Raw genomic sequence first — 24,739 nt, 5'->3', positions numbered from 1 at the left:
GGGCCGGTGGCGGTGGCGGGTGTGGCGGGGGTGGCTGGTTTGGCCATGCTGGGCCGCGGACCGGACCTGCAGCACTCACCAAGCAGTGCGATGCCAGCGCTGCCCCGCTCGGCCGCGACCATTCGGCAGCTGACCGACCGGGTTAGTGAGTGCCCCACGTCCGCCCAGGCCGAGACCCGGGCCGGCCTCGTCTCAGTAGTCGCGCTCGCGGATGTCCGCGGTCGGGACCGAGCACCAGGACTCTGCACGGCTGGCCGGGCCGGGGCGGGGAGGATCTTCCACCCGATCCGGGACGAGATCCTCCCCACCCCGGCGGCAACCAACAGAACACGCCCGACTGCCCGGGACGCGCAGGAGGCGAACGAACCACGCTCGGATACGTCAGAAGAGCCGGATAGCCCCCTCGGCTTGGGCGATCTCCCGTCGTCCACCCGCGGTGCAAAAGGTGGGCGGAGCCGGCGACCCACGGAACCGACCGAAGAGCCGGCTATCCATCAAGGGCGCGCATCATCTGGTCGCGCGACAGGAGGCGGTGGGGTGCGGCGGTGGGTCAGTCCTTGGGGCGGAGGAGGGGGCGGACGACCTCGCGGGCGTCGTGGATGCGGGACTTGACGGTGCCGAGCGGGGCGCCGACGAGAGCGGCGATCTCCTCGTACGAGAGGCCGTAGACGTCGCGGAGGACCAATGGGGTGACCATCTGCGGGCGGTCCCGTTCGAGGGTTTCGAGGGCCTCGAGCAGGTCGAGGCGGGTGCCGGCGATGACGCTGGTGGTGCGCGGGTCCGGCTTGTCCATCGTCTCCGGGTTGTGCGCGGCCTGTGCCGTACGCTTCAGCTTGCGGTACGTCGAACGCGCCGAGTTCGCCGCGACCGAGTGGACCCAGGTGGAGAAGCTGCTGCGGCCGGAGTACGTGCCGATCTTGGTGGCGATGTTCAGTAGCGCCTCCTGGGCCGCGTCCTCAGCGTCCGCGGAGTACGGCAGCACGCTGCGGCAGATCCGCAGTACACGCGGGTAGACCTGCCGCAGCAGGTCGTCCATCGCGTGTTTGTCGCCCGCCTGGGCCCGCTCGGCCAGGGTCCCGAGGTCGTCGGTCGGGCTGGTGCTCTCGCTCATCTGCGCCTTCGCTGTCGATCGGCCCCCGGCCTGGGACTCTTGGTACTCCATAATGCCCTGTATGGGGGTCCCAACCAGGCTAGGCCGCTACGTCGTGCGACGACGTCTGGGCTCGGGCGGTTTCGCTACGGTATGGCTTGCTCACGATGAGCAACTGGATGCCGAAGTGGCGATCAAGGTGCTCGCCGACAACTGGGGGCACGACGACTCGGTCCGGCAGCGGTTCCTCGAGGAGGGCCGGTTCCTGCGCCGGGTGGAGTCCGAGCACGTCGTCCAGGTCCACGACGTCGGCGAACTCGAGGACGGCCGGCCCTTTCTCGTGCTCACGTACGCCGACCGCGGCACGCTGGCCGATCGACTGAAGAAGCAGCCGCTGCCGGTGGCCGAGGCCGTCGACGTCGTCGTCCAGGTCGGCCGCGGCCTGCAGGCCCTGCACCGGCGCGGCCTGCTGCACCGGGACGTGAAACCGGCGAACGTTCTGTTCCGCAGCACGGACGACGGCGAGCGCGCCGTCCTGTCCGACCTCGGCCTGGGCAAGTCCCTCGACGAGGTGTCGCGAATCACAATGCCCGGCGGCACCCCGTCGTACGTCGCTCCCGAGCAGGCGATGGGTGAGCGGCTGGACCAGCGCGCCGACCAGTACTCGCTGGGCGCGGTCGCGTACGCCGCTCTGACCGGGCGGTCACCGCATCAGGTCGACGGGCTGGGCGCGGCGAGCCGGGTCGAGGCCGCGCCGCCACCGAGCTCGCTCGGGTTCGACCTGCCGGATCTGGTCGACGCGGCCATCGTCCGCGCACTCGACCCGGACCGGGAGAAGCGCTGGCCGGACGTCCAGTCGTTCACCCGCGAGCTCGTCGGCGCGTTGGACGAGACGACCCACGATTTCCCGCTCTCGATCCGCGAGTCGGTAACGGTCGCCGTACCCGCGGCCCCGGGGGAGGACGGCGAGCAGACCGCCCTCAGCGACGCGAACATGCCGACCATCGTCAAGACGTCGTCCACTCCGGACGCCGACCCGAGTGTCGGGGCGCTGGCGGCGGCCGTCGAGTCCGCGGCCGCAGAGCTTGCGGCCGAAGGTGCGGCGGAGTCGTCGACCGGGACCGGGACGGCCGGGGCGCAGCCGGAGACCCCTGCCCCCCCGCGGAAGCCGCGGCGCGGCCGATGGGTGATCGCGGCCGTACTCGCGCTGATCGTGGGCGGCGGCGCGGGCTTCGAGGGGCAGCGTTATCTGGCGGCGCGCGAGCTGATCGGCGTCAACTACAGCGGGTTCTCGCTGACCCTCCCGCGCGGCTGGGCCAAGTCGGTGGCCGACTCGGAGTGGCAGCCGCCGGGCAGCTCCAAGTCGTATCCGGCGCTCCGGCTCAGTCGGGACGGCGATTGGTCGACGCGCACCCCGGGCGTCTTCGTCGGTGTCACCGATGCGCGCGACGTCAAGCTCGCCCTGGTCGCCAGTCCGCAGTTGAACTGCAACACGCTCGGGGATCCGACGCCGTCGACCGGCGACGGGCGGACGGTGACGGATCAGGTTTCCAGCGGCTGTGGGGACGGCGGCGCTATGCTCTTCCAGCGAGTCGTGGACACGGGGACCACCGGCTCGATGCTCATCCAGGTCCTGCTGCCGAAGAACCAGCCCGACCGCGCCCGCGAGATCGCCGAATCGGTCCAGTACACCGGCTGATGAGCACCGGCCCTGTTGTCCCAGCACGCTTGAGGAATCCCTGGTGCGAATCCCGACGGAACGGCTCCGGCCGTCCCCTGCGCTGATCCAGTCGGCCCGGCGGCGCTTCTACCGCCTCCGCTCCACGATCTTCCGCACCATCTGGCCGATCGACTGAGCGATCCTAGATCGGCGAGTCGTCGCGAGTGGCCGAGTCGTCGGCGTGCTGCAGGACGTCTTCCAGCGCGGCCTGGTCCTGGGGGAGTCCGGTGACCGCGATCTCGAAGGTGCAGAGACCGTCGCCGTTGGCAACCCAGCGGACGACTACGTAGCGGACCGAGTTGTCCGGCATGTAGGTGTAGACGAGGGTCGCGTCGTGGGTGTCGGGATCGACGGTCTGGGACTTGATCGAGAGCATCTGGTTGGCGGGGACCGTCCCAAGATCCACGAGCTTTGCGGCCATCGAGTCGGCGGGGGACCGGCGGATCGTGAACCCTGCCTCGATCCGCAGCCAGCGCTTGCCGGTCGGGTCGGTGTAGCGGCCGATCTTCGGGGGATCCGGCTGGGTGAAGTTCCAGTTCCCCGGCACCCGGAGGCTGACCTTCGAGCGCACCACGCTGGTCGCGGTGAACTGGCGGGTCTTGTAGTAGAGATCGTCCGCGTTCAGCGGTTCGCTGTTGTCCGGCACGATCTTCTTCGACGGCGGGGTCGGCGTCGAACCAACCGTTGGTGATGGTGTCGACGGCTGGAGGCTTCCGAGCGGCCCGGCCGCGCCGGTTGCCGCCTCAAACCGGTCGGCGGTCGTCAACAGCCCGACGCCGTACCCGCCGGCGCCGCCGATGGCGATGACCGCCACCAGCCCCGACGCCAGCAGAGCGACAACACTCCCCCGTCCAGCCACGCCGCCCCACCTCCCTAAACCAAGGACCCGCAAACCCCACGCCAGGTTGCATCCCTCAGATAACAATTCCGTGAAACACCCACCCCGACGAGTCAGTCCTCCGGGGTGACCGACTGGGCGGCTTCGTCGGCGACCAGATCGAGGGCCTTGGCGTCCTGGGGGAGGCCGGTGATCGACATCTCGACGTTGGCCAGGCCGTCGCCGGCGGTGCCTACCCAGCGGACCATCACGTACCGGACCGTCTGGGTCGGAATATAGGTGTAGATCAGCGTCGAGATCGGCCGCGACTGGCCATCGTCGCCAGTGACGGTGTCGTCGGTCTGCGAGACGATCTGGAAGTCGTCCTCGTACGGCAGGCTCGACTTCAGTTGGGCGATCAGCCGGTCCCGCTGCTGAGCAGGGGTCAGCTCGACCCGGAAGCCGGACTCCACCCGCACCCCACGTTCGCGCAGGGAATCCAGGAACTTCACCTCACCCGGCGCCTTCTTGTTCACCGACTTCACCCAGCCCGCCGGCACCCGCACCGACAACCGCACCGGCGGCAACGACTCCTGATGCACCGTGAACGTCTGCTTCCGGAAGTCCAGGTCGTCCACCGTCAGCGCGGGCAAGTTGTTCGGCACGGGGGTCTTGACCGGCAGGGACGGCTCGCTCGGGGAGACGTCGCCGATGGGGACAGCGTTGCCGGAGGCGGTGGCGAGCGGGGTGTCGAGGTAGTCACCGGTGAAGTAGCCGCCGGTGGCGCCGAGGGCTACGGCCAGGAGGAGCAGGCCGGTGAGGAGTAGTCGTCTCACCCGGGCACCGGTCCTGGACTCACGGACGCGGTGTGCGGGGAGGGCAGGGCAGGACCGCCGGGCGGCAGTACGGCGTACGCCGTACGGGCCGGGTCGGGGGAGGCGGTCGTGAGCACGGTGACATCTTCTCAGGCGAGACGGGCCGTGGCCCAAAACCAGCGGCAGACGGCTTGTCACACCGATCTGACCTGAATCCTTTCAATGAGGTCTTGACTGTGCCGGTGCGCGGTCCGGCGTACCTGAGTCAGTACACCTCGATGCGGTCCAGGCTGATCACGGTGTTGCTCGCGGCCGGGTTCTTGTCGCCGGTGACGCGGACCGTCAAGGTGTGGGCGCCGTTCGCGAGGATAGGGCTGATGTACATCAGTTGTTCGCCGACGCGGATGGAGCTGTAGTAGTCGATGCGTTGTTCGGGGCCGCCGTCGATCGAGATGGCGGCGATCCCGTTTCCGGCATCGGCAACGCTGAGAAGCGCAGCCTTGGTGCCGGTGAAGTGGATGGTGGCGGTGGCGTCGACCACGTTGCTCCAGTGGTCGTTGCCCCAGAAGCATTGGTTGCCGCAGCCCGAACCCGAGCTCCAGTTGCCGGTGTAGGCGACCGTGGCGTCGGTGTCGTTGATCCAGTAGTTGGACGAGCCGGGGGTCGCCGGACGGCAGGGTCTGGGTGGCGCCGGCGGCCAGCGGGCGACCGAGGTTCGGGGTGCCGTCGGCGTTCCAGGTGATCTTCTGGACCCGGGTGGTGCGGAAGTCGTACGTGTACGTACTCGTGTTCTTACCGTGGTACGCGATCCAGTCCTCGGTGCCGTCAGGGGACTTGAAGAACGAGTGATGCCCGGGACCCCAGACGCCGGTCTCGTCGTTGCGAGAGAAGATCGCGCCGGGGTTCTGGACCCAGTTCGACGCGACCATCGGGTCGGCGCCGTTCGCGATACTCGTCATCCACAGCTGGTAGTCCGGCTTGCCGGTGTCACAGGTGGAGTAGGTGAGGAACGTACGCGCGGCGCCGTACAACGGGGTCGGGCCTTCGCGCACCTCGGTGCAGCCGCCGTCCGCCGGGATCGCCACTCGCGCACCGGTGGACGTCCACGGATCGCTCATCCGGACGATGTACAGCTGCGCCGGTCCGCCCTGACCACGGCCCGGGCCGGTCCAGACGAAGTACTGCTGGCCGTTGACCGTGATCGGCTCGCCGTCGATCGCGTACTCGCCGAAGTCCGCGATCTTCGCCTTGAACGTGTACGGACCGAGCGGGTCGTCGCCGGCGGACTCGAGCACGTACATCCGGTGGTTGGCGTCGACGCCGTCGGAGGCCGTGTAGTAGATGTACCAACGGCTGCCGACGTGCCGGAACGCCGGCGCCCACATCTGGGTGTTCCGGCTCGGGTCGGTGTCGCGCCACACCACCTGCTCGGGCTGCACCAGCAGGGTCGCGAGGCTCGGCGAGGACCAGACCCCGATCCGGTCGCCGCGGGTGGTCGCGCCGTAGTACGGCTGGAGCACTGGCGGCCGGTACGGCGGTCGCGAACACGGCGAGCACTGCGCAGAGGATGGGGCGGGCGAACCTCATGGCGGACCTCCGGACCTGGGGCGGGTCGGTCCAGCCGTTGTATGGCACGTTTGCCATCGTTGTAAACCCTTCACACCAGGATCGAAGCCCCTGGAACCGGGACTCCTCGGCGGGCGTCGTACCGCACATGAAGCTCAAGGTCCGGGTCGTGCACTACCGATGTCAGGGGCGCGACTGCTGGTACGCCGACATCGATGACGCGGACGATCGCCAGCCCGACGATCCCTACTGGTACGCCGACGGCTGCCGCACGCAGGCCGAAGCGATCACCGCCGCGTGCACCCAGCTCGCGGCGCTGGACCAGGCGATTGCCGCGGGCACTCTTCCCCGCCGGATCAGCGAGATTCCCGCCCGCGGTAGAACCGCGGCCGCCTAACATACGGCGAGCTGCTCGCGTTCGCGCGGACCAAGCTGGCGCGCCCTGGGTGGGCAGCGCGATCATCATCGTTGCCGCGGTCATCGTGTTGCTGCGCTGGACCGGCGGCTACGCGACCGACCGTTCCTATCAGGAGGACTGGAACGTCGCGTTGATCCTGGCCGCGATCGCGCTGGCGATCAAGGTGCTCACCGACGCGAACCGGACATCGCTGCACTCCTTCTACCGGGAGCGGCTGTCCTGCGCGTTCCTGGTGACGCGCAAGGACAACGGCGCCGCGGTCGCACTCGACTACCACCTGCGGCTGCGGTACTCCGAATGGGCGAAGCCGGTCAACGGCGGGCCGCAACTCGTCATCGCCGGCGTCGCGAACGTCGACGACCCGGACTTCGTGCCGACCGAGCGGGACTGCGTCCCGTTCATCTTCGATGCCGAGCAGATCGGGATCGTGGGGGACCGGTCGCTGCCCGACGGTGGGCGCCGGACGACGGACGATTACGAGCGTGAGGCCGACGTACTGAAGCGCGAGGTGACCGTGCGGCGGCGATGGCGATCAGCGGCGCGGCGCTCAGCCCGCTGACCGGCCGGGTCAATGGCCGGACCAGGCCGGTCCGGCTGCTGCTCGCCGTACTGAATGCCCGCCTGGGTGTGTGGCTGCCGAACCCTACTGGAACAACCGCGCGGAGCCCGCCTTCCCCGAGCAGCACGGCTTCGTGCCGAAGGCCCGGCGCTACATCGGCAGCGTGATCGACAAGCCCGGCCCGTACCGGCTGCTGCACGAGGCGGTCGGGTCGCCGTCGATGTACGAACGGCGGATCTATGTGACCGACGGTGGTCACTACGACGACCTCGGGCTGGTCGAGGCGCTCCGCCGCAAGCCGGCCCAGGTGATCGTGATCGACGCGTCGAACGACGCCGAGGACCGGTTCACCGCGCTGGCCGAGGCGATCGCGACAGCGCGGATGGACCACGGCATCCGGATCGACATCGACCCGGCGCCGATGATCCGCGGGTCGAAGCCGCGGGCCGACCGGGCCTGGACGTACGGCATCGCGACGCATCCGCTGAAGGACGGCGAGGAGAAGCAGTACAGGACCGAGATCTTCTTCGTGGAGGCGGTGCTGGCCGGCCAGCTCGAGTGGGATCTCGAGCAGTACGCCGTCGAGCACTCGGACTTCCCGCGCCGGACCACGGGCGACCAGTTCTACGACGAGTGGGACTTCGAGGCCTATCGAGCCCTCGGCTACGCGCTGACCCAGTCCCTCACCGATCACCACCGCGTCGCCGCCCGGCTGGCCGACTTGTAACACTCCGTCACGGTGACTGGATGTAATCCCCGAGGGGGAACTCACCATGGCGACATTCAACTCACCACCGGGCTGGCCCGCGCCGCCGACGCCCGCCTGGCAACCACCAGCGGGCTGGCAGCCCGACCCGTCCTGGCCGCCGGCGCCTCCCGGCTGGTCCTTCTGGCTGAACGCGCGCGGTCTCCGCTCCCGCGGCCCGAGTGGCCGGTACGGCACTGAGCCGCCGCTGAAACTGGTCGCGGGCTGGGTGGCGGGCGGGACTGCCTTCCTCGTGATCCTGGCCGCGATCGGTGGCGGCAGCGAGGCGTCGACTGCCGCCTCGTCGGTCTCTGGGCCTGCCGTGACGGTCCCCGGGCCGACCACGACCGTCACGGTGCGGCAGACGATTCCCGGGCCGACGGCAACTATCACGCAGCCGCCACTGCCGGCCCGGACCGTGACGATCAAGGCGCCGCAGGCAACTACCACGATGACGGAGCCTCTGCCGCTGGTGCAATTGCCCCAGGCCGTCAAGCCGAAGAAGACGACGGCACCCCCGGCAGCGGCGTACTACGCGAACTGCTCGGCGGTGCGGGCGGCCGGCAAAGCGCCTTTGTACGCAGGGGATCCGGGCTACGACTCACACCTGGATCGCGACCATGACGGCGTGGCGTGCGAGTGATGCCTTGACGACACTCTGTAATCACAGCTGAATCTGTGGATAGCTCGCGCTTCGGCTGTGGACAAGGCAACGGAATCTGTGGACAAGGCAACGACTGCGGATGCCGATGCACGTGCAGTCCGCCTGGTGAGCGGGTGGTTGCCGTCGACCTGCGCCGGTGGTCTGATGGGTGACCGTGCACCGGGCGAAACTTTACGAAGATTTAGCCGTGACGTTCGGCGCGCCAGGTCGTTGATCTGTCAGACAGTTCGCGATCAGCGGATCGCTGGGGAATCCGGAGGGACCGCTCGTGTACCGATTCAATCCGCCGCCCGACTGGCCGGAGCCGCCGAGTGACACCTGGCGCCCACCTGCGGGTTGGGAGCCCGACCCCGAGTGGCCGGACGCGCCGGCCGGTTGGGGCTTCTGGGTCAACCGCAACGGCCGTCGGTCCAGCGGCCCGATCGGCGCCTACGGAGCCATCGACGCCGGCCGCCTGGACCTCGCCACCGCCGACCCCGCCCTGGTCCTGATGCACTCCTAACACCCATCGAGCCGCAGCCCGGTCCTTTTGAGTCTGGCTCTCATCACCTCTCGTGCCGGCTAGGCGCAGCCGCCAGGAGTGCCCGGCTCCCGCACCCTTCCAACTGCGGGAGCCGCGTCGCATCCGCCGACCCGCCGTCCACTGAGCCGCGAAGCCGCTGAGCCACCGTCCCCGAGCCGCAAGCCACCGTCCACCGGGCCGCCGGTCCGTCGGGCCAGCGTCCGTCGGGCCAGCGTCCGTCGGGCCAGCGTCCGTCGGGCCAGCGTCCGTCGGGCCAGCGTCCGCGGAGCTGCGGAGCCACCGAGCCACGGAGCCCCGGGCCGCCGAGCCCCGAGCCGTCAGCGGAGCCCTTGTGCGCCGAGCCGCTGTGCGCCGAGCCGCTGTGCGCCGAGCCGCCGTCCGTCGGGCCGCCGTACGTCGAGTTGCCGGGCCGCTGGCTAGGTCGGGCGTGGGGGGTGGGTGGGTTCCGGGGGCGTGAACAGGCAATACCGGCTCTTCTGCTGGGTGTGTGGGCGAGGTCGGCTGGGTGTGCTAGCTCGACAGGTGGTGTCGGTCCAGGGGTGCTGGTCGGAGGAGGCATTCACGCCTGGCTTCGGCCGGCCAGGCCGGGGCCGGGGCGGACACCTCCTGTCGCGCTGGCACGCCCAGCCTCCGGCCGCACCCTCGTCAGCCTCCGTCCGCAGCCGGACCGGCCGCACACGCGCGGGCAGGTGCAGTGGCGGACGGGTTCGTCGTGGCAGCGGGTGGGACCGGCGGCGGGTGGGACCGGTGGCGATCCGCGCGGCCTGGGACACCATCTGGAGGCCTCGGACAGGCTGTGCGGTGTCCGAGGTCCCCGGTACCTGTCCGAGGTCGCGGCAATCGCGCCGATCAACACCCCCGGCGGCCCAAGCATGCCGGAACCCCGGCGGCCCAAGCATGCCGGGACCTCGGCGTCTGAGCGGTCTGGAGGCTGCCGACCGGATACCGGATACCGGATACCGGGAACCGGGAGCCGCGACCGGACCAGGGCCGTCTCAGGTCACCGGTTCTGGGTCCGTCCGTTGACCACGACACGGCAGGTGGGCCACCACCCACACATCGAGCAGAAGAGCCGAAATAACCTGTGGTGGGCCCCGGTTGCTGTCCGAGCCCCCGGCTTCGGCGGGCTCTGGGGCGGACTCAGTGCGAGAGTGGAGCCCGGGCTCCGGTGTCAGGGTGGAGCCGGGCTCTGGCGTGAGAGTGGAGCCGGGCTCTGGCTTGAGGTTGGAGCTGGGCTTCCGCTGAGGGCGGAGCCGGGCTCGGGCGTGAGGGTGGAGGCTGGCTTCGGTGTGGGAGTGGGGCGGGGGTTCGGGGTGGGGTGGTGGATTGTGGATCGGGGTTGTGGTGGGGTCACCGAGTTCGGACGTGGGGTGGCGCGTTCCTATCGTCTTCTGGTGTTATGTTATCAATGCAGATAACACCCGACCTGGAGGCGTGATCGTGGCAGGACCCGGCTGGATTGGCGTCGACCTTGGTACGCAAAGCGTGCGTGCCGTGGTGGCCGACGCCGACGGCACTGTCCTGGCGCGCGCGGGCCGCCCGCTGACCAGCCACCGCGACGGCGTACGGCACGAGCAGGACCCGCAGGCCTGGCTCGACGCGGTCGACGGAGTGCTGGCCGAGGTGACCCAGGGCCGAATCGAAGGCATCTCCATCTGCTCCACCTCCGGCACGTTCCTCCTCACCGACCCGAGCGGCCGCCCGGTCACCCCCGCCCTCATGTACGACGACGCCCGCGCGACCGACCGTCGTGACCACATCGTGGACGCCGATCCGGAGCGCTGGTCGACCGCCATGCAGCCCACCTGGGCTCTCCCTAAGATCCTTGCGCTCGTAGCAGATGGTTACGACCTCGCCAACCACCGCGTCGTCCACAGCGCCGACTTCGTTGCGGCCCACCTGGTCGGTCACCCGGTCGCCACCGACACCAGTCACGCCCTCAAGACCGGCTACGACCTGATCGCCGACACCTGGCCGACCGCCGCCTTCGAGAAGCTCGGTCTGCCGATCAGCGCCTTTCCTGACGTCGTCCTTCCTGGCACCGAGCTCGGCCGCACCTCGGCCGGCGTCCCCGTCTACGCCGGCATGACCGACGGCTGCGCCGCCCAGATCGCCGCCGGCGCCCTCGCCCCCGGCGCGTGGAACTCGGTCCTCGGTACGACGCTCGTCCTCAAGGGCGTCAGCAAAGACCTCCTCGACGACCCGACCGGTGCCGTCTACAGCCACCGTCACCCCGACGGCGGCTGGCTCCCCGGCGGAGCGTCCAGCACCGGCGCCGGCGTACTCACGGAGCTCCTGCCCGGCGCAGACCTCGACGCGCTGGACCAGGCCGCTCGCGCACTGGGCCCGATCGACGCCGTCACCTACCCACTCACCAAGACCGGTGAGCGCTTCCCCTTCGTCGCGTCGCGGGCCGAGCGCTTCACCCTCGGCGCGACCCCGGACGACCTGCACACGTACGCCGCCGTCCTGCAAGGAGTCGCCTTCATCGAGCGCCTCGCCTTCGAGCACCTCGAGACGCTCGGCGCCGACCCGGTCCACTCCGTGTCGTTGACGGGCGGAGCGACCCGCAGCGGCTACTGGAATCAGCTCCGCTCCGACGTCCTCGGCGTACCGGTGGAGCTCCCAGCCGTCCCGGACCCGGCGTACGGCATGGCCGTCCTCGCTGCCTCGGCCGGGACCGAGGTCACCGCGACCGCGCGCAGGATGGTCCGCGTGGACCACATCCTCGAGCCGCGCAAACAATCGCTCGACGACCTGTACGGCGAGTTCGTCGCCGAACTGGACCGCCGGGGGTACCGCGGATGAGGACCACGATCGTCCTGGCTCGCCATGGCCGGACCGCATGGCATCACGGCAACCGGTACACCGGTTCGACGGACCTCCCGATCGACGAAGTCGGCCTTCGACAGGCGCAGCAACTCAAGGAGTGGGCCACCGACTACGCGCCCGACGCGCTCTGGTGCTCCCCGATGCTGCGGGCCCGGCAGAGCATCGCGCCGGCGGCCGAGGCGCTGAAGCTCGAGCCGACGCTGGATGCGCGGCTGCGCGAGGTCGACTTCGGCTCGGCCGAGGGCAAGGTGCTCGGCGAACTCCCGCCGGCCGTGGCCAAAGCGTTCCAGCTGGACCCGGTGCGCGACCACTTCCCGGGCGGTGAGCATCCCGCCGAGGCCGCCGATCGCGTGCACGAGGTCTTCCGGGAGATCGCACGGCGGCATGACGGTCAGAAGGTGCTCGTCGTCGCGCACAACACCCTCCTGCGGTTACTCGTGTGCAGGGCGCTCGGACTGCGGCTGAACGACTACCGCAGACTGCTACCTGCACTCGGCCCCGCGGCGTTGGTGCGTTTCCGGTGGGAGGACGGCACAGTGGGTCTCGAGGCGTACAACCTTCCCGCAGTGCGAATGGAGACCCTGGCATGACATCGGATGTCGACGGTGACACCACCGAACTGAGCCGTCCCGCGCGCCGGCAGGCCGAGATCGCGGCCTACGTCGTCAAGCACGGCTCGGTCTCGGCCAACGATCTGGTCGAGGCGTTCGGGGTGAGCGTGATGACGGTGCACCGCGACCTCGACGAGCTCGAGCGCCAGGGCGTGGTGCGCAAGTACCGCGGTGGCGTCAGCGCGCAGCCGACCAGCGTCTTCGAGAGCAACGTGGCCTATCGGCTGAACACCGCGACAGCCGAGAAGGCCGCGCTGGCCCGGCATGCCCGCGCGATGATCGAGCCCGGCATGTCGGTGATGCTCGACGACTCCACCAGCGCGCTCGCCCTGGTCGACCTGTTCGAGGACATCACTCCATTGACTGTGGCAACGAACTTCCTGCCGGCGATCAGCAAGCTGACCCAGCTCCGGGACATCACGCTCGTCGCCCTCGGTGGGATCTACTCCGCGACGCACGACTCGTTCGGCGGGATGCCGTGCGCGGAGGCGGTCGAGGCGCTGCACACCGATCTGCTGTTCTGCTCGGTGTCCGCGGTGTCGCCGACGCACGCGTTCCACCAGGAGGAGGAGATCGTCCTGGTGAAGCGGGCGATGCTGCGGTCGGCGCGGACCAAGGTGCTGCTGGTCGACCACGCCAAGCTGCAGCGCACCGCCCTGCACCGGCTCGCGCCACTGACCGACTTCGACATCGTCGTCGTCGACGAGAAGACCCCGGAAGACCTGATCACCCCGCTGCGCGACCACGGCGCCACCGTGGAGGTAGCCAAACTATGAATCCTTCCAGCTCAGTTTTCCTTCCTTCAATTGACCAAAGGACACCTGAGCTGGAGTGGTAAGGAGGGGTACGCATGGACGTCGGAGTAGACGTCGGCACGACCGTTACCAAGGCCGTCGCGTTCGACGACGACGGGCGGCCGGTGGCCGAGGCGTCCCGGCCGACCAGGCTGGTGCGGCCGGGGATCGGGCGGTTCGAGCACGAGACCGCGGAGATCGTTGCCTCGGTCAACGAGGTGGTCGGTCAGCTGGCTGGAAGCGTGGGGGACCGGCCCGGCGTCCTGGCGATCACCGCGCAGGGTGACGGCCTGTGGCTGGTCGATCCGGCCGGTACGGCGGTCCGCCCGGCGATCTCCTGGTTGGACGCGCGGAGCAGTGCGATCCTCGATCGCTGGACCACCGACGGTGTCGCCGAGCGGGTGTTCCGGCGATCCGGCAACCGGTTGTTCCCCGGCGCCTCCGGTCCGCTGCTGGCCGCCGTACTCGCGGAAGAGCCTGACGTCATCGCTCGCGCCGGGACAGCGGCGTACTGCAAGGACGTCGTGATGCAGCAGCTCACCGGCGTTCGCGCGACGGACGTGTCGGATGCATCCGCGCCGTTCCTCGACCCACGCACGAATCAGTACGACGACGAGGCGCTGAAGGCGACCGGTCTCTCGGAGCTGAAGCACCTGCTCGCACCGGTGGAGCCGGCCGGACCAGTCGGCGAGCTGCGCGACGACTCGACCGGAATGGCCCGCGGGACCAGGGTCTCCGCCGGTCCGTACGACCTCCCGGCCGCGGCCGCCGGCGCCGGTGTCTCCCGGCCCGGCGATGCTCTCCTGACCGTCGGTACGACGCTTGCCTGCCAAGTTGTGACCCGTGAGCTTCCCGTGGACGGCGAGCCCGCAGGGTTGTTCCTCGGCACCTGGACACCCGGAGTCTGGCTCCGGGCGATGCCCGCGATGGTCGGCACGGCGGCACTCGATCGGGTGCTCGCCCTCGTCGGTGCCGGCACGGACCGCTTACCCGAACTGCTCGCGGAGAGCCCGGTCGGCGCGCAAGGCGTGACGGTTCTTCCCTACCTTTCCGAAGCCGGCGAGCGCGCCCCGTTCGTGGACACCCGGGCCCGCGGCACGATCGACGGAATCTCGCTGTCCGCGACGGCGGCCGACGTGGTCCGTGCGACCTGCGAAGGGATCGCGTACGCCGCTCGGCACTGTCTGGAGGCGGCCGGGTGGACCGGCCGGGTGACCGTCTGCGGTGGCGGTGCCCGCAGTCGGGAATGGACCCAGATCCTGGCGGACGTGCTGAATGCGCCGCTGCACACGGCCGAGGCCGAGCAGGTCGCCGCCCGCGGCGCGGTGATCTGCGCGCGCCGCGCGATCGATCCGGACAGCGCCGGACCGGAGTGGATCGCGGAGACCCGCCAGGTCGATCCGGACCCGGCCCGCGCGGCGTTCTATGCCGAGGGTTACACCCACTACCTACGCCGGATCGAGGCGGCCCGCCCGCGCTGGTCCGACCCCGCACCGACCTTCGACCAGCAGCGCTGACACGCACCGCCTTCACTTCAGGAGTTCGATGAGAACCGTCAAGACATTGCTCGCCGGCGACCACTTCGTCCGCAACGACCTGCTCGCCTCGGCACTGTCCACCATCCGCGGAGTCACCTTCGACTCCCGCGAGATCACGCTGCCCTGGCCACTGACGCCGTACGGGCGGGTGGCCGAGGTGGACGAGGCGAGCGACGCCGAGGACCAGCTCATCGATGCATTGGCCGGGGTCGAGCTGGCGATCACTCAGATGGGCCCATTCACCGAGCGCGTCCTGGACTCCGCACCGGACCTGCGCTTCCTGGTCGTGTGCCGCGGCGGTCCCGTGAACGTGAACGTGCCCGCGGCAACCAAACGCGGGATCATGGTCGCCTCCACCCCCGGCCGCAACGCGGTCGCGGCCGCCGAGCATGCGGTCGCCCTGACGATGGGTGCCCTGCGCAACCTGCCACGATTGCAACGAACGCTCGAGCAGGGCGAGTGGCGCAGCGATCTCTACGCGTACGACGAATGCGGCCGGGAACTGGACGGATCGACGGTCGGACTGATCGGGTACGGCGCGATCGGGCAACGAGTCGCCCGGGTGATGCTTGCCTTCGGCGCGCAGGTTCTGGTCGCCGATCCCTACATCGACGAGGCCCCCGAAGGCATCGAACTGGTCGAGCTCGACGACCTGCTGCGACGGTCCGACGTGGTCAGCCTGCACGCCCGGCTGACCGACCAGACCCGCGGCCTGATCGGCGCCGACCAGATCGCGTTGATGCCGCGAGGCGCCGTACTCGTGAACACCGCGCGCGGCGGGCTGCTCGACTACGACGCGACCGTGGACGCGTTGGAGTCCGGGCAGCTGGGTGCGGCGGCTTTCGACGTGTTCGCGGCAGAGCCGGTCCCGGCAGGATCGCGGCTGCTGACTGCTCCCAATGTGGTGATGACGCCGCATCTGGCCGGCGCGACCCGGCAGACCGCTCACCGCGCCGGCTCGATCGCCGCCGAGGCGGTCGCCGCGTATCTCACCGGGAAGGACCCGGTGGGACTGGTCTCGGCGTAGTCAGGACACCCCCGACCCATCATGAAACTCGCGACATCCACCACCTGGACCGAGCTGCTGCTCCTCCTGGTCGCCTTCGTGCTGTCGATGATCATCGGTATCGAGCGGCAGCTGCAGCAGAAGAGCGCGGGTATGCGGACGCACACGCTGGTCGGCACCGGGGCTGCTCTCTTCACGCTCGTTTCGGGGTTCGGATTCACTGCCGTGCTCGGCACCGAGGTCAACCTCGACCCGTCGAGGATCGCGGCGCAGATCGTCTCCGGCGTCGGCTTCCTCGGCGCCGGGGTGATCTTCATGCGGCGCGACGTGGTCCGTGGCCTGACCACGGCGGCCACCATCTGGATGACCGCCGCGATCGGGATGGCGTGCGGCGCCGGGATGCCGGTGCTGGCGGTCGCGGCGACCGTCTTGCACCTGGTCGCGGTCGGTCCGTTCGCCCGGCTCGGCCGGTTTCTGCCGTCACCGGACCGGCGCCGTCTCCTGACCGTGCGATACGACGACGGGTCCGGCGTACTGCGCTCGATCCTGTCGACCGCGACGGCGATGGGCTTCGAGGCGTCGGTCCTCGGCACGGAGGTGCACCGCGACGGCGACCGGCCACAGGTCCGGGCCTCGATGCGGTTCAGCGGCCGGCCGCCCTTGCAGCACCTGGTGCTCGCGCTCGACGACCTGGACGGCGTCACCGGAGTGCGGCTGCGGAACGATGACGACGACGATTGATATCATCAGCTAAGCTGATGGTATGAGCTCGTCTGATGCCGCTGCCCACGAGATCCGCACCAGTCTGTTCCGGCTGGTCCGCCGGCTGCGTCAGGAGCGACCCGAGGGGGAGCTGAGCTATTCCCAGCTGAACGTGCTGGGATGGCTCGAGCGCGAAGGCCCGATGACGAACGCCGACCTGGCTGCCGCCGAGCGCGTCACCCCACAGACGATGATGCGCGCGACCGCCGACCTGGTCGCCACCGAACTCATCAGCCGTGCTGATAATCCGACTGATCGACGCCAGGTGCTGCTGAAGATCACCTCGGCCGGCACAACCCTCGTCCGCGAGGACCGCCGCCGCCGCGACACCTTCCTCGCGCAGGCGATGGCGAGCACCCTGACCCCCACCGAGCGAGAGCTCCTCCGCCTGGCCGCCGGCTTGATGGACAAACTCTCCGAGGTCCACGAATGACGAAGGCTGTCGAAGAGCCGCGCGCTGCCGAGGAGGTTCAGGCGCAGCCTGGGCTGCCGGCGAAGTATGCGGCCTCGGTGGGGTTGGGCACGCTCCTGCAGCCGCTCAACTCGTCGATGATCGCGGTTGCCCTAGTGGCGATCGGGACCGACTTTCACGCCGGCACCGAGACTCAGTGGCTGGTGTCCGGGCTCTATCTCGCGACCGCGATCTCCGCGCCGACTGCTGGGCGGTTGGCCGACCTTCTCGGTGCGCGGCGCGTGTTCCTGGCCGGGCTCGGACTGGTGGCTCTGGTCTCCGCGCTGGCTCCGCTCGCGCCGAGTCTCGGCTGGCTGATCGCGGCGCGGGTGCTGCTCGGCATCGGGACCGGCGCGCAGTTCCCCTCCGGCGTCGCGATGATCCGCCGGATCGCCGACCGGCGGAAAGCCTCCGCCGTCGGCGCGCTCGGGCTGATCTCGGTCTTCGCCCAGACATCCGCCGCGCTCGGTCCGAGCGTCGGCGGCTTCCTGGTCGGCAGCTTCGACTGGCAGGCGATCTTCCTGGTCAACCTGCCTGTGTCCGCGATCGCCGGCTTCTTCGTCCTGCGCCTCGTGCCCGCCGACCCACCGCGACCGGCCGACGACGGCCGCAAGCTGTGGCGTGAGATCGACCTGGCCGGCCTGTTCTTGTTCACCCTGGCGATGACCGCGGTGATGCTGGTCCTGCTTTCGCTCACCGGCCGGCCGACGTGGTGGTTGCTGGCGGTGGCAGTTCCGGTCGCTGTGCTGTTCGTCCTGTGGGAACGGCGGGCCGCCACCCCGTTCGTCGACGTCCGGCTTCTCGCCCGCAGCGCCCCACTCTCCCTCGGCTACCTCCGTACGATGCTCACCTATGTCGCGTTCTACGCGATCTTCTACGGCCTCCCCGGCTGGCTCGAGCAAGGCCGCGGGCTCGATCCGACACAGGTCGGCCTGGTGGTTCTCCCCATCGCGGCCCTCGGGGCGATCACCGTCATCGGCGCCACCAGACTCGCCCGCAACCACGGTCCACGGCTCCTGCTGGTGATCGGCTCGGCCGGCCTTCTGGTCGGCGGTGCCGCCCTCGCCTTCGGTGTCCACGCCGGTACGCCGATCGTCGTACTCGTCCTGATCAGCGCGATTCTCGGCGTACCCAACGGGTTCAACGGACTCGGCAACCAGCTGGCCGTCTACAGCGCCGCGCCGCCCGAGGCCGCCGGTGCCGCGGCCGGTCTGTTCCGGACCTCGCAGTACGTCGGTGCCAACCTGGCGTCGGCCGCGATCGCGCTGGTCTTCGCCGGCCCGGCCAGCGACGCCGGCCTGCACCGGCTCGGCCTCCTGGTCGGTGGGATCGCCGTAGTCCTGCTGGCTGATGTGATTTTCGTGAGAAATTCACACTGATCATCTATACGACACCATTGAACGGTGATAATTTCGCCGCGTGCTGAACATCCCGCCCCTCGCCGACCTCTGCGCGCTGGCCGCGACGCTGGCGACCGCGGCCGGTGAAGAGCTGCTGGCCCGCCAGCAGAGCCTCTCGATCGACGCGCCCGATGTCGAGACCAAGACCTCCGCCAGCGACCCGGTCAGCGCGGCCGACCGCGCGTCCGAGAAGCTGATCACCGATGGTCTCACTGCGGCCCGGCCCGGCGACGGCCTGCTCGGCGAGGAGGGCGCCACCCGCCCTTCCGACACCGGCCTGACCTGGGTGATCGACCCGCTCGACGGCACGGTGAACTACCTCTACGGCCGCCTGGACTGGTGTGTCTCCATCGCGGTGCAGGACGAAGCCGGTGCCTTGGCCGGCGTCGTCCACCAGCCTCGGACCGGCATGACCTGGTCCGCGATCCGTGGCGGCGGTGCGCGCCGCGACGGCGTCGTACTCGGACCACCACGAGAGGTCGGCCTCGCAGCCGCTCTGGTGAGCACCGGGTTCTCATACCTCGCGGAGCGTCGGGCCGAACAGGCTGACCACCTCCGCCGCGTGCTGCCCGCCGTACGAGATGTACGGCGTGGCGGCTCGGCAGCGCTCGACTTATGCTCGGTCGCCGACGGTACGGCGGACGCGTACTACGAGCACGTGATCCAGCCCTGGGACATCGCCGCCGGAGCGCTGATCGCGCGCGAGGCCGGCGCCGACACCATCGGCGGACCCGGTTCCGCACTCCCGAACGGCATCTTGGCGGCCGCGCCCGCGCTGGCCGTCGCTCTTGTCGAACTACTCGCCCCATCAACCCTGAGGAGGTCGGTGTGACCACACTGGACCTGCCGGTCCGGACTCATCCGGACGAACGCCGGCTGGCCGCCGGTGTCGACCACAGACGGCGCCGGCGTCGCCGCGAGTACGGGCTGTTCGCCCTGCTGGTGGCGCCGAACCTGCTGGTGATCGCGGTCTTCGCGTACTGGCCGATCATCTACAACGCCTTCCTCAGCCTGACCGACTGGAACATGATCGCGGCCCGGCCGACCTTCGTCGGGCTGGCGAACTACGGCCGCACGCTGACCGATCCGGCGTTCCACAAGACGCTGTGGATCACCATCGTGTTCACCGGCCTGATCGTGGTCGGCAGCCTGGTGATCGGACTGGCACTCGCCTTCCTGTTCAATCTGCCGCTGAAGGGCCGCGGCGCGGTTCGGACGCTCGCGTTCGCGCCGCACGTTCTGTCCGGCGCCGCGGTCGCGACCATCTGGGCCTTCATCTTCGACCCCGGCTACGGCCTGATGCGGGCGCTGATCGAGCCGTTCGGCGCCGAGCCGCCGGACTGGATGAACAGCTCCGACTGGGCGTTGCCGGGCCTCGTCATCGTCTACCTGTGGAAGAACATCGGCTTCGCCGCGCTGATCTACCTGGCCGGTTTGCAAGGACTGCCGAAGGATCTCGACGAGGCGGCCGCGATCGACGGTGCCTCGACGTGGACCCGGTTCCGCGCGATCAAGCTCCCGTTGCTTGCCCCGATCACCTTCTTCCTGCTGATCACCACGGTGATCGGCACCTTCCAGGCCTTCGACGTGATCGCAGTGATGACCGGTGGTGGCCCTGGTGATGCCACCACCACGCTGAGCTGGTCGATCTACAACGAGGGCTTCCAGGCGTTCAACGCGGGCCGTGCGGCCACGCTGTCGATCATCATGTTCGTCATTCTGCTGGTCGTCACCGCGGTGCAGGCCAGGGTGATGGAGAGGCGGGTGCACTACCGATGAAGATCCGCGCGATCCAGTACGTCGTACTGATCGGTGTGGCGGCCGTGTTCCTCGGCCCGCTGTACTGGCTGTTGTCGACGGCGTTCAAGCAACCGTCCGAGATCTATCAATGGCCGCCGGCGTGGTGGCCGCATTTCACCTGGGAGAACTTCAGCCTGGCCTGGAAGGCCGCGCCGTTCGACCGGTTCTTCCTCAACTCCACGATCATCACGGTGCTCGGCACGCTGTTGAAGGTGACGAACGCGGTGCTGACGGCGTACGCGTTCGCCTATCTGCGGTTCCCGTTCAAGAAGGTGCTGTTCTTCCTGGTGCTCGGCGCGATGATGGTGCCCGGTCATGTCACGCTGCTGCCGAATTACTTGACCGTGGCAACACTCGGCTGGATCAACACGTATGCGGGGCTGATCATCCCGGGCATCGGGTCGGCGTTCGCGACGTTCCTGATGCGGCAGCACTTCCTCACCCTGCCGACGGAGGTGACGGACGCGGCCGCGGTCGACGGTGCCGGGCACCTGCGCACGTTGTGGCGGGTGGTCCTGCCGATGTCGCAGCCGATGCTGATCACGGTTGTCGTGATCACCGCGGTCGAGGAGTGGAACAACTTCGTCTGGCCGCTGATCGTGACCAACTCCGCATCGATGCGGACACTGCCGGTCGGCCTGCTGATCCTGAAGGACGAAGAGGGCCTGGCGGCCTGGGGAACGATCATGGCCGGCACCCTGCTGGTGCTCGCGCCGATGCTGCTGATCCTCCTGATCGCCCAGCGCTACATCGTCGGCGGGATCACCCAGGGAGCTCTGAAGGGATGAGAATGCACCGCAGGATGTTCCTCGGGCTCGCAGCCGGCGCGACGCTGGCGGGCTGTGGCTACCGCTCGGTCGACGCGATCTACTCGCAGCCGGCCGGATCCGTGCCGAAGCAGTACGCGAACCGCGTGCGGGTCGTCTTCTGGACGTCGTACGGCGGGGCGAACGGCAAGGCGGTCGACAAGCTCGTTGCCAAGTTCAACGATTCGCAAGCCGACGTGTACGTCGAGGTGCAGTTCCAGGGCAGCTACGACGACGTGGCCCAGAAGGTCGCCGCGGCGCTGGTCGCCAAGCAGGCGCCGGATCTGGCCATCCTCTCCGACGTCACGTGGGAACGCTTCTTCCTGAACGAGGCGCTCGAGCCGCTGAACGGCTACTTCACCGACGGCTTCGGCCCGGCCGTCTATCAGCAGAAGCTGTTCGGCGAGTACGTCGTGAAGGGGCAGAGCTGGGCGGTTCCGTTCGCCCGGAGTACCCCGATCCTCTATTACAACCGGGACGCGTTCGCGAAGGCCGGGCTGCCGGATCGCGCGCCGCGGACCTGGAGTGAACTGCGGTCCTGGGCGCCGGAGCTCGCCAAGGTGCAGTCCGGCGGACGTTCGCTGCGGACGATCGCGTTCGCGAAGATCGACGGCGACTGGCAGTTCCAGGGCAACGTGTGGCAGTTCGGCGGCGCGTACTCGAAGGGCCTCGACGTCACCATCGACCAGGACGGCGCGGTCGCCGCGGGCGAGTGGCAGCGGCAGATGGTCCACGACCTGGGCGCTGCCTACATGGCCAGCAGCCCGAGCACGGACTTCGCCAACGGGCTGGTCGGCGTCATCCAGGAATCGACCGGTGGCATGAAGACCATCTCGAGCAAGGCGAAGTTCAAGGTCGGCGCCGGGTTCATCCCGTCCGAGGTGGCGTCCGGGCTCGCCACCGGTGGTGGCGGGATCGGGATGCTGCGGAATATCTCCGACGAACGCAAGCAGGCCGCAGCCACGTTCCTGGCCTTCCTCGCCCGGCCGGAGAACTCGGCCTTCTGGACGACGCAGACCGGCTACCTGCCGGTGGTGAACGCGGCCCGCGAAGACCCCGAGCTCAAGAAACTGATCGCCGAGAAGCCGAACTACGGGGTCGCGATCGCCCAGCTCGCGAACGCCCGCCAGCAGGACGCGATCCGCCTCTACGGCCGCAACGCGAACGTCGTCATCTACACCGCCCTGCAGCAGATCTACGCCGACAACGCCGCCCCCAAGAAGGTGTTCGCCTCGGTCGCCGGCCGGCTCGACGCGATCGGCGCCGAAGTCAAACGTCTCTACGAGGAGAAGGTGCTGTGATCATCACCGGCCATCGCGGTGCGCTGGGGACCGAGCCGGAGAACACGTTGCGGTCGTTTCGGCGTGCGGTTGCCGACGGGTGTGACGAGATCGAGCTCGATCTTCGCGTTACCGCCGACGGCGAGCTGGTGATCCTCCACGACGCGACTGTCGACCGGACGACATCCGGATCGGGGGAGGCCGCGGCGATGTCGTACGACGACCTGCGGTCGCTCGACGCGGGACTTGGCGAGGTGGTGCCGACGTGGGCGGAGACGGTGGCCGAGATCGGCGTTCGCTTCCAGGCCGAGGTGAAGGCGGCGGACGCCGTACCGCTGCTGGCGCAGACGTTGAAGGCGGATCCGTCGCTGGCCGATCGGACGCTGGTGACGTCGTTCCACCCGGAGATCCTGCTGGCCGTCCGCCGCGCCTTCCCGGCCGCGGCGACCGGCCGGATCTTCGGCCGTACGCCGCCTGTCGCCGAGGTGATCGCGCTCGCCCGGGAGGCCGAGGCCGGTACGGCGCTCTGCGGCATCGCCGGCCTGACCCCGGAGGCCGTCGCCGCCCTCCAGTCCGCCGGCCTGGACGTCACCGCCTGGCCCGTCCCCGACCAGCAAACGCTGACCCACGCAATCACCCTCGGCGTCAACGGCATAACCACCGACAACCCCCACCTCCTAACCCCACCCCACCACCCCTAACCCAACCCCCGCCCCGCGCGCCCAGCCCTCGCCCTCTTAACGCACCCCGCCGCGCCTCGCCGCCCGCGCGCCGCCCGCCCGGCCCCTTGGTCGGGCCTGGCCGACTTTGTGCACCAGATCCGCACCGCGGGGGTGCCGCGCGCACGGATCTGGTGCACGGAGTGGGTGGGCGGGCGGGGGGCGTGGTGACTGACACACGTTCCAACGTGTGAATTTGTTCTTCCGTAGAAGATAAATGTGTGATTGCCTTGCTCGCATGGGAATCAGCATCGGTGTGGTCGGAGCCGGCCAGTTCGCGCCCTCATTTCTGCGGCTGTGGTCCGCGCACCCGGACGTGTCCGACGTGCGGCTGACCGACGTACTGCCGGAACGGACCGCCGAGATGGCGGCCGAGCAGGGCATCTCGATCACCTATCAATCGTTCGACGAGATGCTCGCGTCCGACGTGGACGCGGTGGCGATCTTCACCCAGCGCTGGCTGCACGGCGAGATGGCGATCCAGGCGCTCGAGGCCGGCAAGCACGTGTACTCGACCGTCCCGATGGCGATCGAGGCGGACCAGATCGCCCGCATCATCGAGCTGGTCAAGGAGACCGGTCTGACGTACATGATGGGCGAGACCAGCTACTACTACCCGTCGTCGGTGTACTGCCGGCAGAAGCTCGAGGCCGGTGAGTTCGGCCGGGTCTTCTACTCCGAGGGCGACTACGTCCACGACATGGACCTCGGCTTCTACGCCGCGTATCAGTACAGCGGTGGCGAGGAGTGGAAGAAGACCGCTTCATTCCCGCCGATGCTCTACCCGACGCATGCCGTGGGCAACGTTCTCTCGGTGACCGGGCAGCATGCCACGCATGTGTCCTGCATCGGGGTGAAGGACGACCGTGGCGACGGTGTGTTCGACAAGGACGTCAGCCAGTTCGACAACGACTTCAGCAACGCGACCGCGCTCTTCAAGCTCGCGGACGGCGGCGTGATGCGGACGAACGAGATGCGCCGCGTCGGCTACCCGTCGCACATCCGTGAGTCCCGGCTGCGCGTGTTCGGGACCGAAGGCAGCTTCGAGCAGCTCGCGACGACCACGCTTTGGCAGACCAAGGAGGGCGTGGAGGACGTCAGCCAGTTGATGGAGACCAAGCCCAGTAGCTCGCTCGACGACGCCGACCTGGCGAACGTCAACCCGGCGCTGCGGGACGCGTTCCGGTCCGGGCTGTCGCCGGTGCACGACCGCAGCCGCCTCCCGGCCGAGTTCGCCGGCATGCACAACGGCCATGAGGGTTCGCACCACTTCCTCGCCGACGACTTCGTCCGCGCGGTCGCCGACAAGGCCCTTCCCCCGGTCAACGCCTGGGTCGCCGCCCGCTACACCCTCCCCGGCATCTACGCCCACCAGTCCGCTCTGCAGGGCGGCGTACAACTCGAGATCCCCGATCACGGGGACGCACCCGCCTAGAGGTAGTTGCTGAGCTCGATGAGATTTCCGTCGGGGTCACGTAGGTAGACGCTGAGGATCGGCCCGGTCGCGCCAGTACGCTCGACCGGGCCTTCCTCGATCTCGACGCCGTGCGCGATCAGCTCGGCCCGCACCTGCTCGATTGGGTCGTCGACGACGAAGCACAGGTCCGCGGTCCCCGGCCCCGGACGCACCGCCTTCGGCTCGAACTCGTGCCCGACCTGATGCAGGTTGATCTTGCTCGTCCCGAACGCGAGCGCCCGCCGGCCACCCTTGACTGTGACCGCCTCCATCCCCAGAACCCGGTGGTAGAAGCCGGTCGTCGCCTCGAGATCCGCGACGGTGAGCACCAGATGGTCGAGTCGATTCACCTTCATGCTTTGTAGGA

The 24,739-nt window shown here is 69.2% G+C and carries 25 protein-coding genes; 20 read left to right on the top strand and 5 right to left on the bottom strand.

Going from position 1 to position 24,739, the window contains the following annotated elements:
* Positions 1-550: 550 nt before the first annotated feature.
* Positions 551-1,111, bottom strand: coding sequence for an RNA polymerase sigma factor (locus tag ACXC9Q_RS10635; protein ID WP_457056306.1), 561 nt, complete (start codon positions 1,109-1,111; stop codon positions 551-553).
* A 52-nt stretch (positions 1,112-1,163) separates the two neighbouring features.
* Here ACXC9Q_RS10635 and ACXC9Q_RS10630 point away from each other — a divergent pair, with 52 nt between their 5' ends.
* Entirely contained in the window at positions 1,164-2,789 is a 1,626-nt protein-coding gene (locus ACXC9Q_RS10630; protein ID WP_457056305.1) for a serine/threonine-protein kinase, read from the top strand.
* Positions 2,790-2,952: 163 nt separating this feature from the next.
* On the opposite strand, the gene ACXC9Q_RS10625 is transcribed toward ACXC9Q_RS10630, so the two are convergent.
* The 3 genes from ACXC9Q_RS10625 to ACXC9Q_RS10615 form a co-directional block, all read right to left on the bottom strand.
* Complete coding sequence (locus ACXC9Q_RS10625) at positions 2,953-3,669, bottom strand: hypothetical protein (protein WP_457056304.1); 717 nt, start codon at positions 3,667-3,669, stop codon at positions 2,953-2,955.
* Positions 3,670-3,761: 92 nt separating this feature from the next.
* A complete protein-coding gene (locus ACXC9Q_RS10620) occupies positions 3,762-4,463 on the bottom strand; it encodes a hypothetical protein (RefSeq protein WP_457056303.1) in 702 nt (233 codons plus the stop codon).
* A 173-nt stretch (positions 4,464-4,636) separates the two neighbouring features.
* On the bottom strand, positions 4,637-5,962 hold the full coding sequence (locus ACXC9Q_RS10615; protein ID WP_457056302.1) for a glycoside hydrolase family 43 protein: 1,326 nt from the start codon (positions 5,960-5,962) through the stop codon (positions 4,637-4,639).
* Between the two features lie 194 nt (positions 5,963-6,156).
* Between ACXC9Q_RS10615 and ACXC9Q_RS10610 the strand changes: the two genes are divergently transcribed.
* From ACXC9Q_RS10610 to ACXC9Q_RS10520, 19 genes are all read left to right on the top strand, one after another.
* Positions 6,157-6,405, top strand: a complete 249-nt coding sequence (locus ACXC9Q_RS10610) for a hypothetical protein (protein ID WP_457056301.1) — start codon at positions 6,157-6,159, stop codon at positions 6,403-6,405.
* Positions 6,406-6,454: 49 nt separating this feature from the next.
* A complete protein-coding gene (locus tag ACXC9Q_RS10605) occupies positions 6,455-6,985 on the top strand; it encodes a hypothetical protein (RefSeq protein ID WP_457056300.1) in 531 nt (176 codons plus the stop codon).
* A 70-nt stretch (positions 6,986-7,055) separates the two neighbouring features.
* Entirely contained in the window at positions 7,056-7,712 is a 657-nt protein-coding gene (locus tag ACXC9Q_RS10600) for a hypothetical protein (RefSeq protein ID WP_457056299.1), read from the top strand.
* Positions 7,713-7,758: 46 nt separating this feature from the next.
* Entirely contained in the window at positions 7,759-8,373 is a 615-nt protein-coding gene (locus tag ACXC9Q_RS10595) for an excalibur calcium-binding domain-containing protein (RefSeq protein ID WP_457056298.1), read from the top strand.
* 289 nt (positions 8,374-8,662) lie between these two features.
* Positions 8,663-8,896 carry a hypothetical protein gene (locus ACXC9Q_RS10590; protein ID WP_328524385.1) on the top strand — a complete coding sequence of 78 codons (234 nt, stop codon included), beginning with the start codon at positions 8,663-8,665 and terminating at the stop codon, positions 8,894-8,896.
* A 1,455-nt stretch (positions 8,897-10,351) separates the two neighbouring features.
* The gene (locus ACXC9Q_RS10585; RefSeq protein WP_457056297.1) at positions 10,352-11,725 is read left to right on the top strand and encodes an FGGY-family carbohydrate kinase; all 1,374 of its coding nucleotides are present in this window, start codon (positions 10,352-10,354) and stop codon (positions 11,723-11,725) included.
* Positions 11,722-12,339, top strand: a complete 618-nt coding sequence (locus tag ACXC9Q_RS10580; RefSeq protein ID WP_457056296.1) for a histidine phosphatase family protein — start codon at positions 11,722-11,724, stop codon at positions 12,337-12,339. Before ACXC9Q_RS10585 ends, ACXC9Q_RS10580 begins: the two co-directional genes overlap by 4 nt.
* The gene (locus tag ACXC9Q_RS10575) at positions 12,336-13,136 is read left to right on the top strand and encodes a DeoR/GlpR family DNA-binding transcription regulator (RefSeq protein WP_328524382.1); all 801 of its coding nucleotides are present in this window, start codon (positions 12,336-12,338) and stop codon (positions 13,134-13,136) included. Before ACXC9Q_RS10580 ends, ACXC9Q_RS10575 begins: the two co-directional genes overlap by 4 nt.
* 74 nt (positions 13,137-13,210) lie before the next feature.
* On the top strand, positions 13,211-14,671 hold the full coding sequence (locus ACXC9Q_RS10570; RefSeq protein WP_457056295.1) for an FGGY family carbohydrate kinase: 1,461 nt from the start codon (positions 13,211-13,213) through the stop codon (positions 14,669-14,671).
* 28 nt (positions 14,672-14,699) lie between these two features.
* Entirely contained in the window at positions 14,700-15,719 is a 1,020-nt protein-coding gene (locus ACXC9Q_RS10565; RefSeq protein WP_457056294.1) for a 2-hydroxyacid dehydrogenase, read from the top strand.
* Positions 15,720-15,740: 21 nt separating this feature from the next.
* Entirely contained in the window at positions 15,741-16,439 is a 699-nt protein-coding gene (locus tag ACXC9Q_RS10560; RefSeq protein WP_457056293.1) for an MgtC/SapB family protein, read from the top strand.
* Positions 16,440-16,461: 22 nt separating this feature from the next.
* Positions 16,462-16,893, top strand: coding sequence for a MarR family winged helix-turn-helix transcriptional regulator (locus tag ACXC9Q_RS10555; protein ID WP_457056292.1), 432 nt, complete (start codon positions 16,462-16,464; stop codon positions 16,891-16,893).
* A complete protein-coding gene (locus ACXC9Q_RS10550; protein ID WP_457056291.1) occupies positions 16,890-18,290 on the top strand; it encodes an MFS transporter in 1,401 nt (466 codons plus the stop codon). Before ACXC9Q_RS10555 ends, ACXC9Q_RS10550 begins: the two co-directional genes overlap by 4 nt.
* Before the next feature lie 40 nt (positions 18,291-18,330).
* Entirely contained in the window at positions 18,331-19,143 is an 813-nt protein-coding gene (locus tag ACXC9Q_RS10545; RefSeq protein ID WP_457056290.1) for an inositol monophosphatase family protein, read from the top strand.
* A complete protein-coding gene (locus tag ACXC9Q_RS10540; protein WP_457056289.1) occupies positions 19,140-20,090 on the top strand; it encodes a carbohydrate ABC transporter permease in 951 nt (316 codons plus the stop codon). The genes ACXC9Q_RS10545 and ACXC9Q_RS10540 overlap by 4 nt, the downstream gene beginning before the upstream one ends.
* A complete protein-coding gene (locus tag ACXC9Q_RS10535; RefSeq protein ID WP_457056288.1) occupies positions 20,087-20,899 on the top strand; it encodes a carbohydrate ABC transporter permease in 813 nt (270 codons plus the stop codon). The genes ACXC9Q_RS10540 and ACXC9Q_RS10535 overlap by 4 nt, the downstream gene beginning before the upstream one ends.
* Positions 20,900-20,901: 2 nt before the next feature.
* Positions 20,902-22,218: an ABC transporter substrate-binding protein gene (locus tag ACXC9Q_RS10530; RefSeq protein WP_457056287.1), complete on the top strand. Its 1,317-nt coding sequence runs from the start codon at positions 20,902-20,904 to the stop codon at positions 22,216-22,218.
* On the top strand, positions 22,215-22,898 hold the full coding sequence (locus ACXC9Q_RS10525) for a glycerophosphodiester phosphodiesterase (RefSeq protein WP_457056286.1): 684 nt from the start codon (positions 22,215-22,217) through the stop codon (positions 22,896-22,898). The genes ACXC9Q_RS10530 and ACXC9Q_RS10525 overlap by 4 nt, the downstream gene beginning before the upstream one ends.
* Positions 22,899-23,154: 256 nt before the next feature.
* Entirely contained in the window at positions 23,155-24,351 is a 1,197-nt protein-coding gene (locus ACXC9Q_RS10520) for a Gfo/Idh/MocA family protein (RefSeq protein ID WP_457056285.1), read from the top strand.
* On the opposite strand, the gene ACXC9Q_RS10515 is transcribed toward ACXC9Q_RS10520, so the two are convergent.
* On the bottom strand, positions 24,348-24,728 hold the full coding sequence (locus ACXC9Q_RS10515; RefSeq protein ID WP_457056284.1) for a VOC family protein: 381 nt from the start codon (positions 24,726-24,728) through the stop codon (positions 24,348-24,350). The genes ACXC9Q_RS10520 and ACXC9Q_RS10515 overlap by 4 nt on opposite strands.
* Between the last annotated feature and the right edge of the window lie 11 nt (positions 24,729-24,739).

It is taken from the genome of Kribbella sp. CWNU-51, from assembly GCF_054073265.1.
The sequence above is the reverse complement of the archived record's forward strand: the minus strand, read 5'-3'. Positions and strand labels throughout refer to the sequence as shown.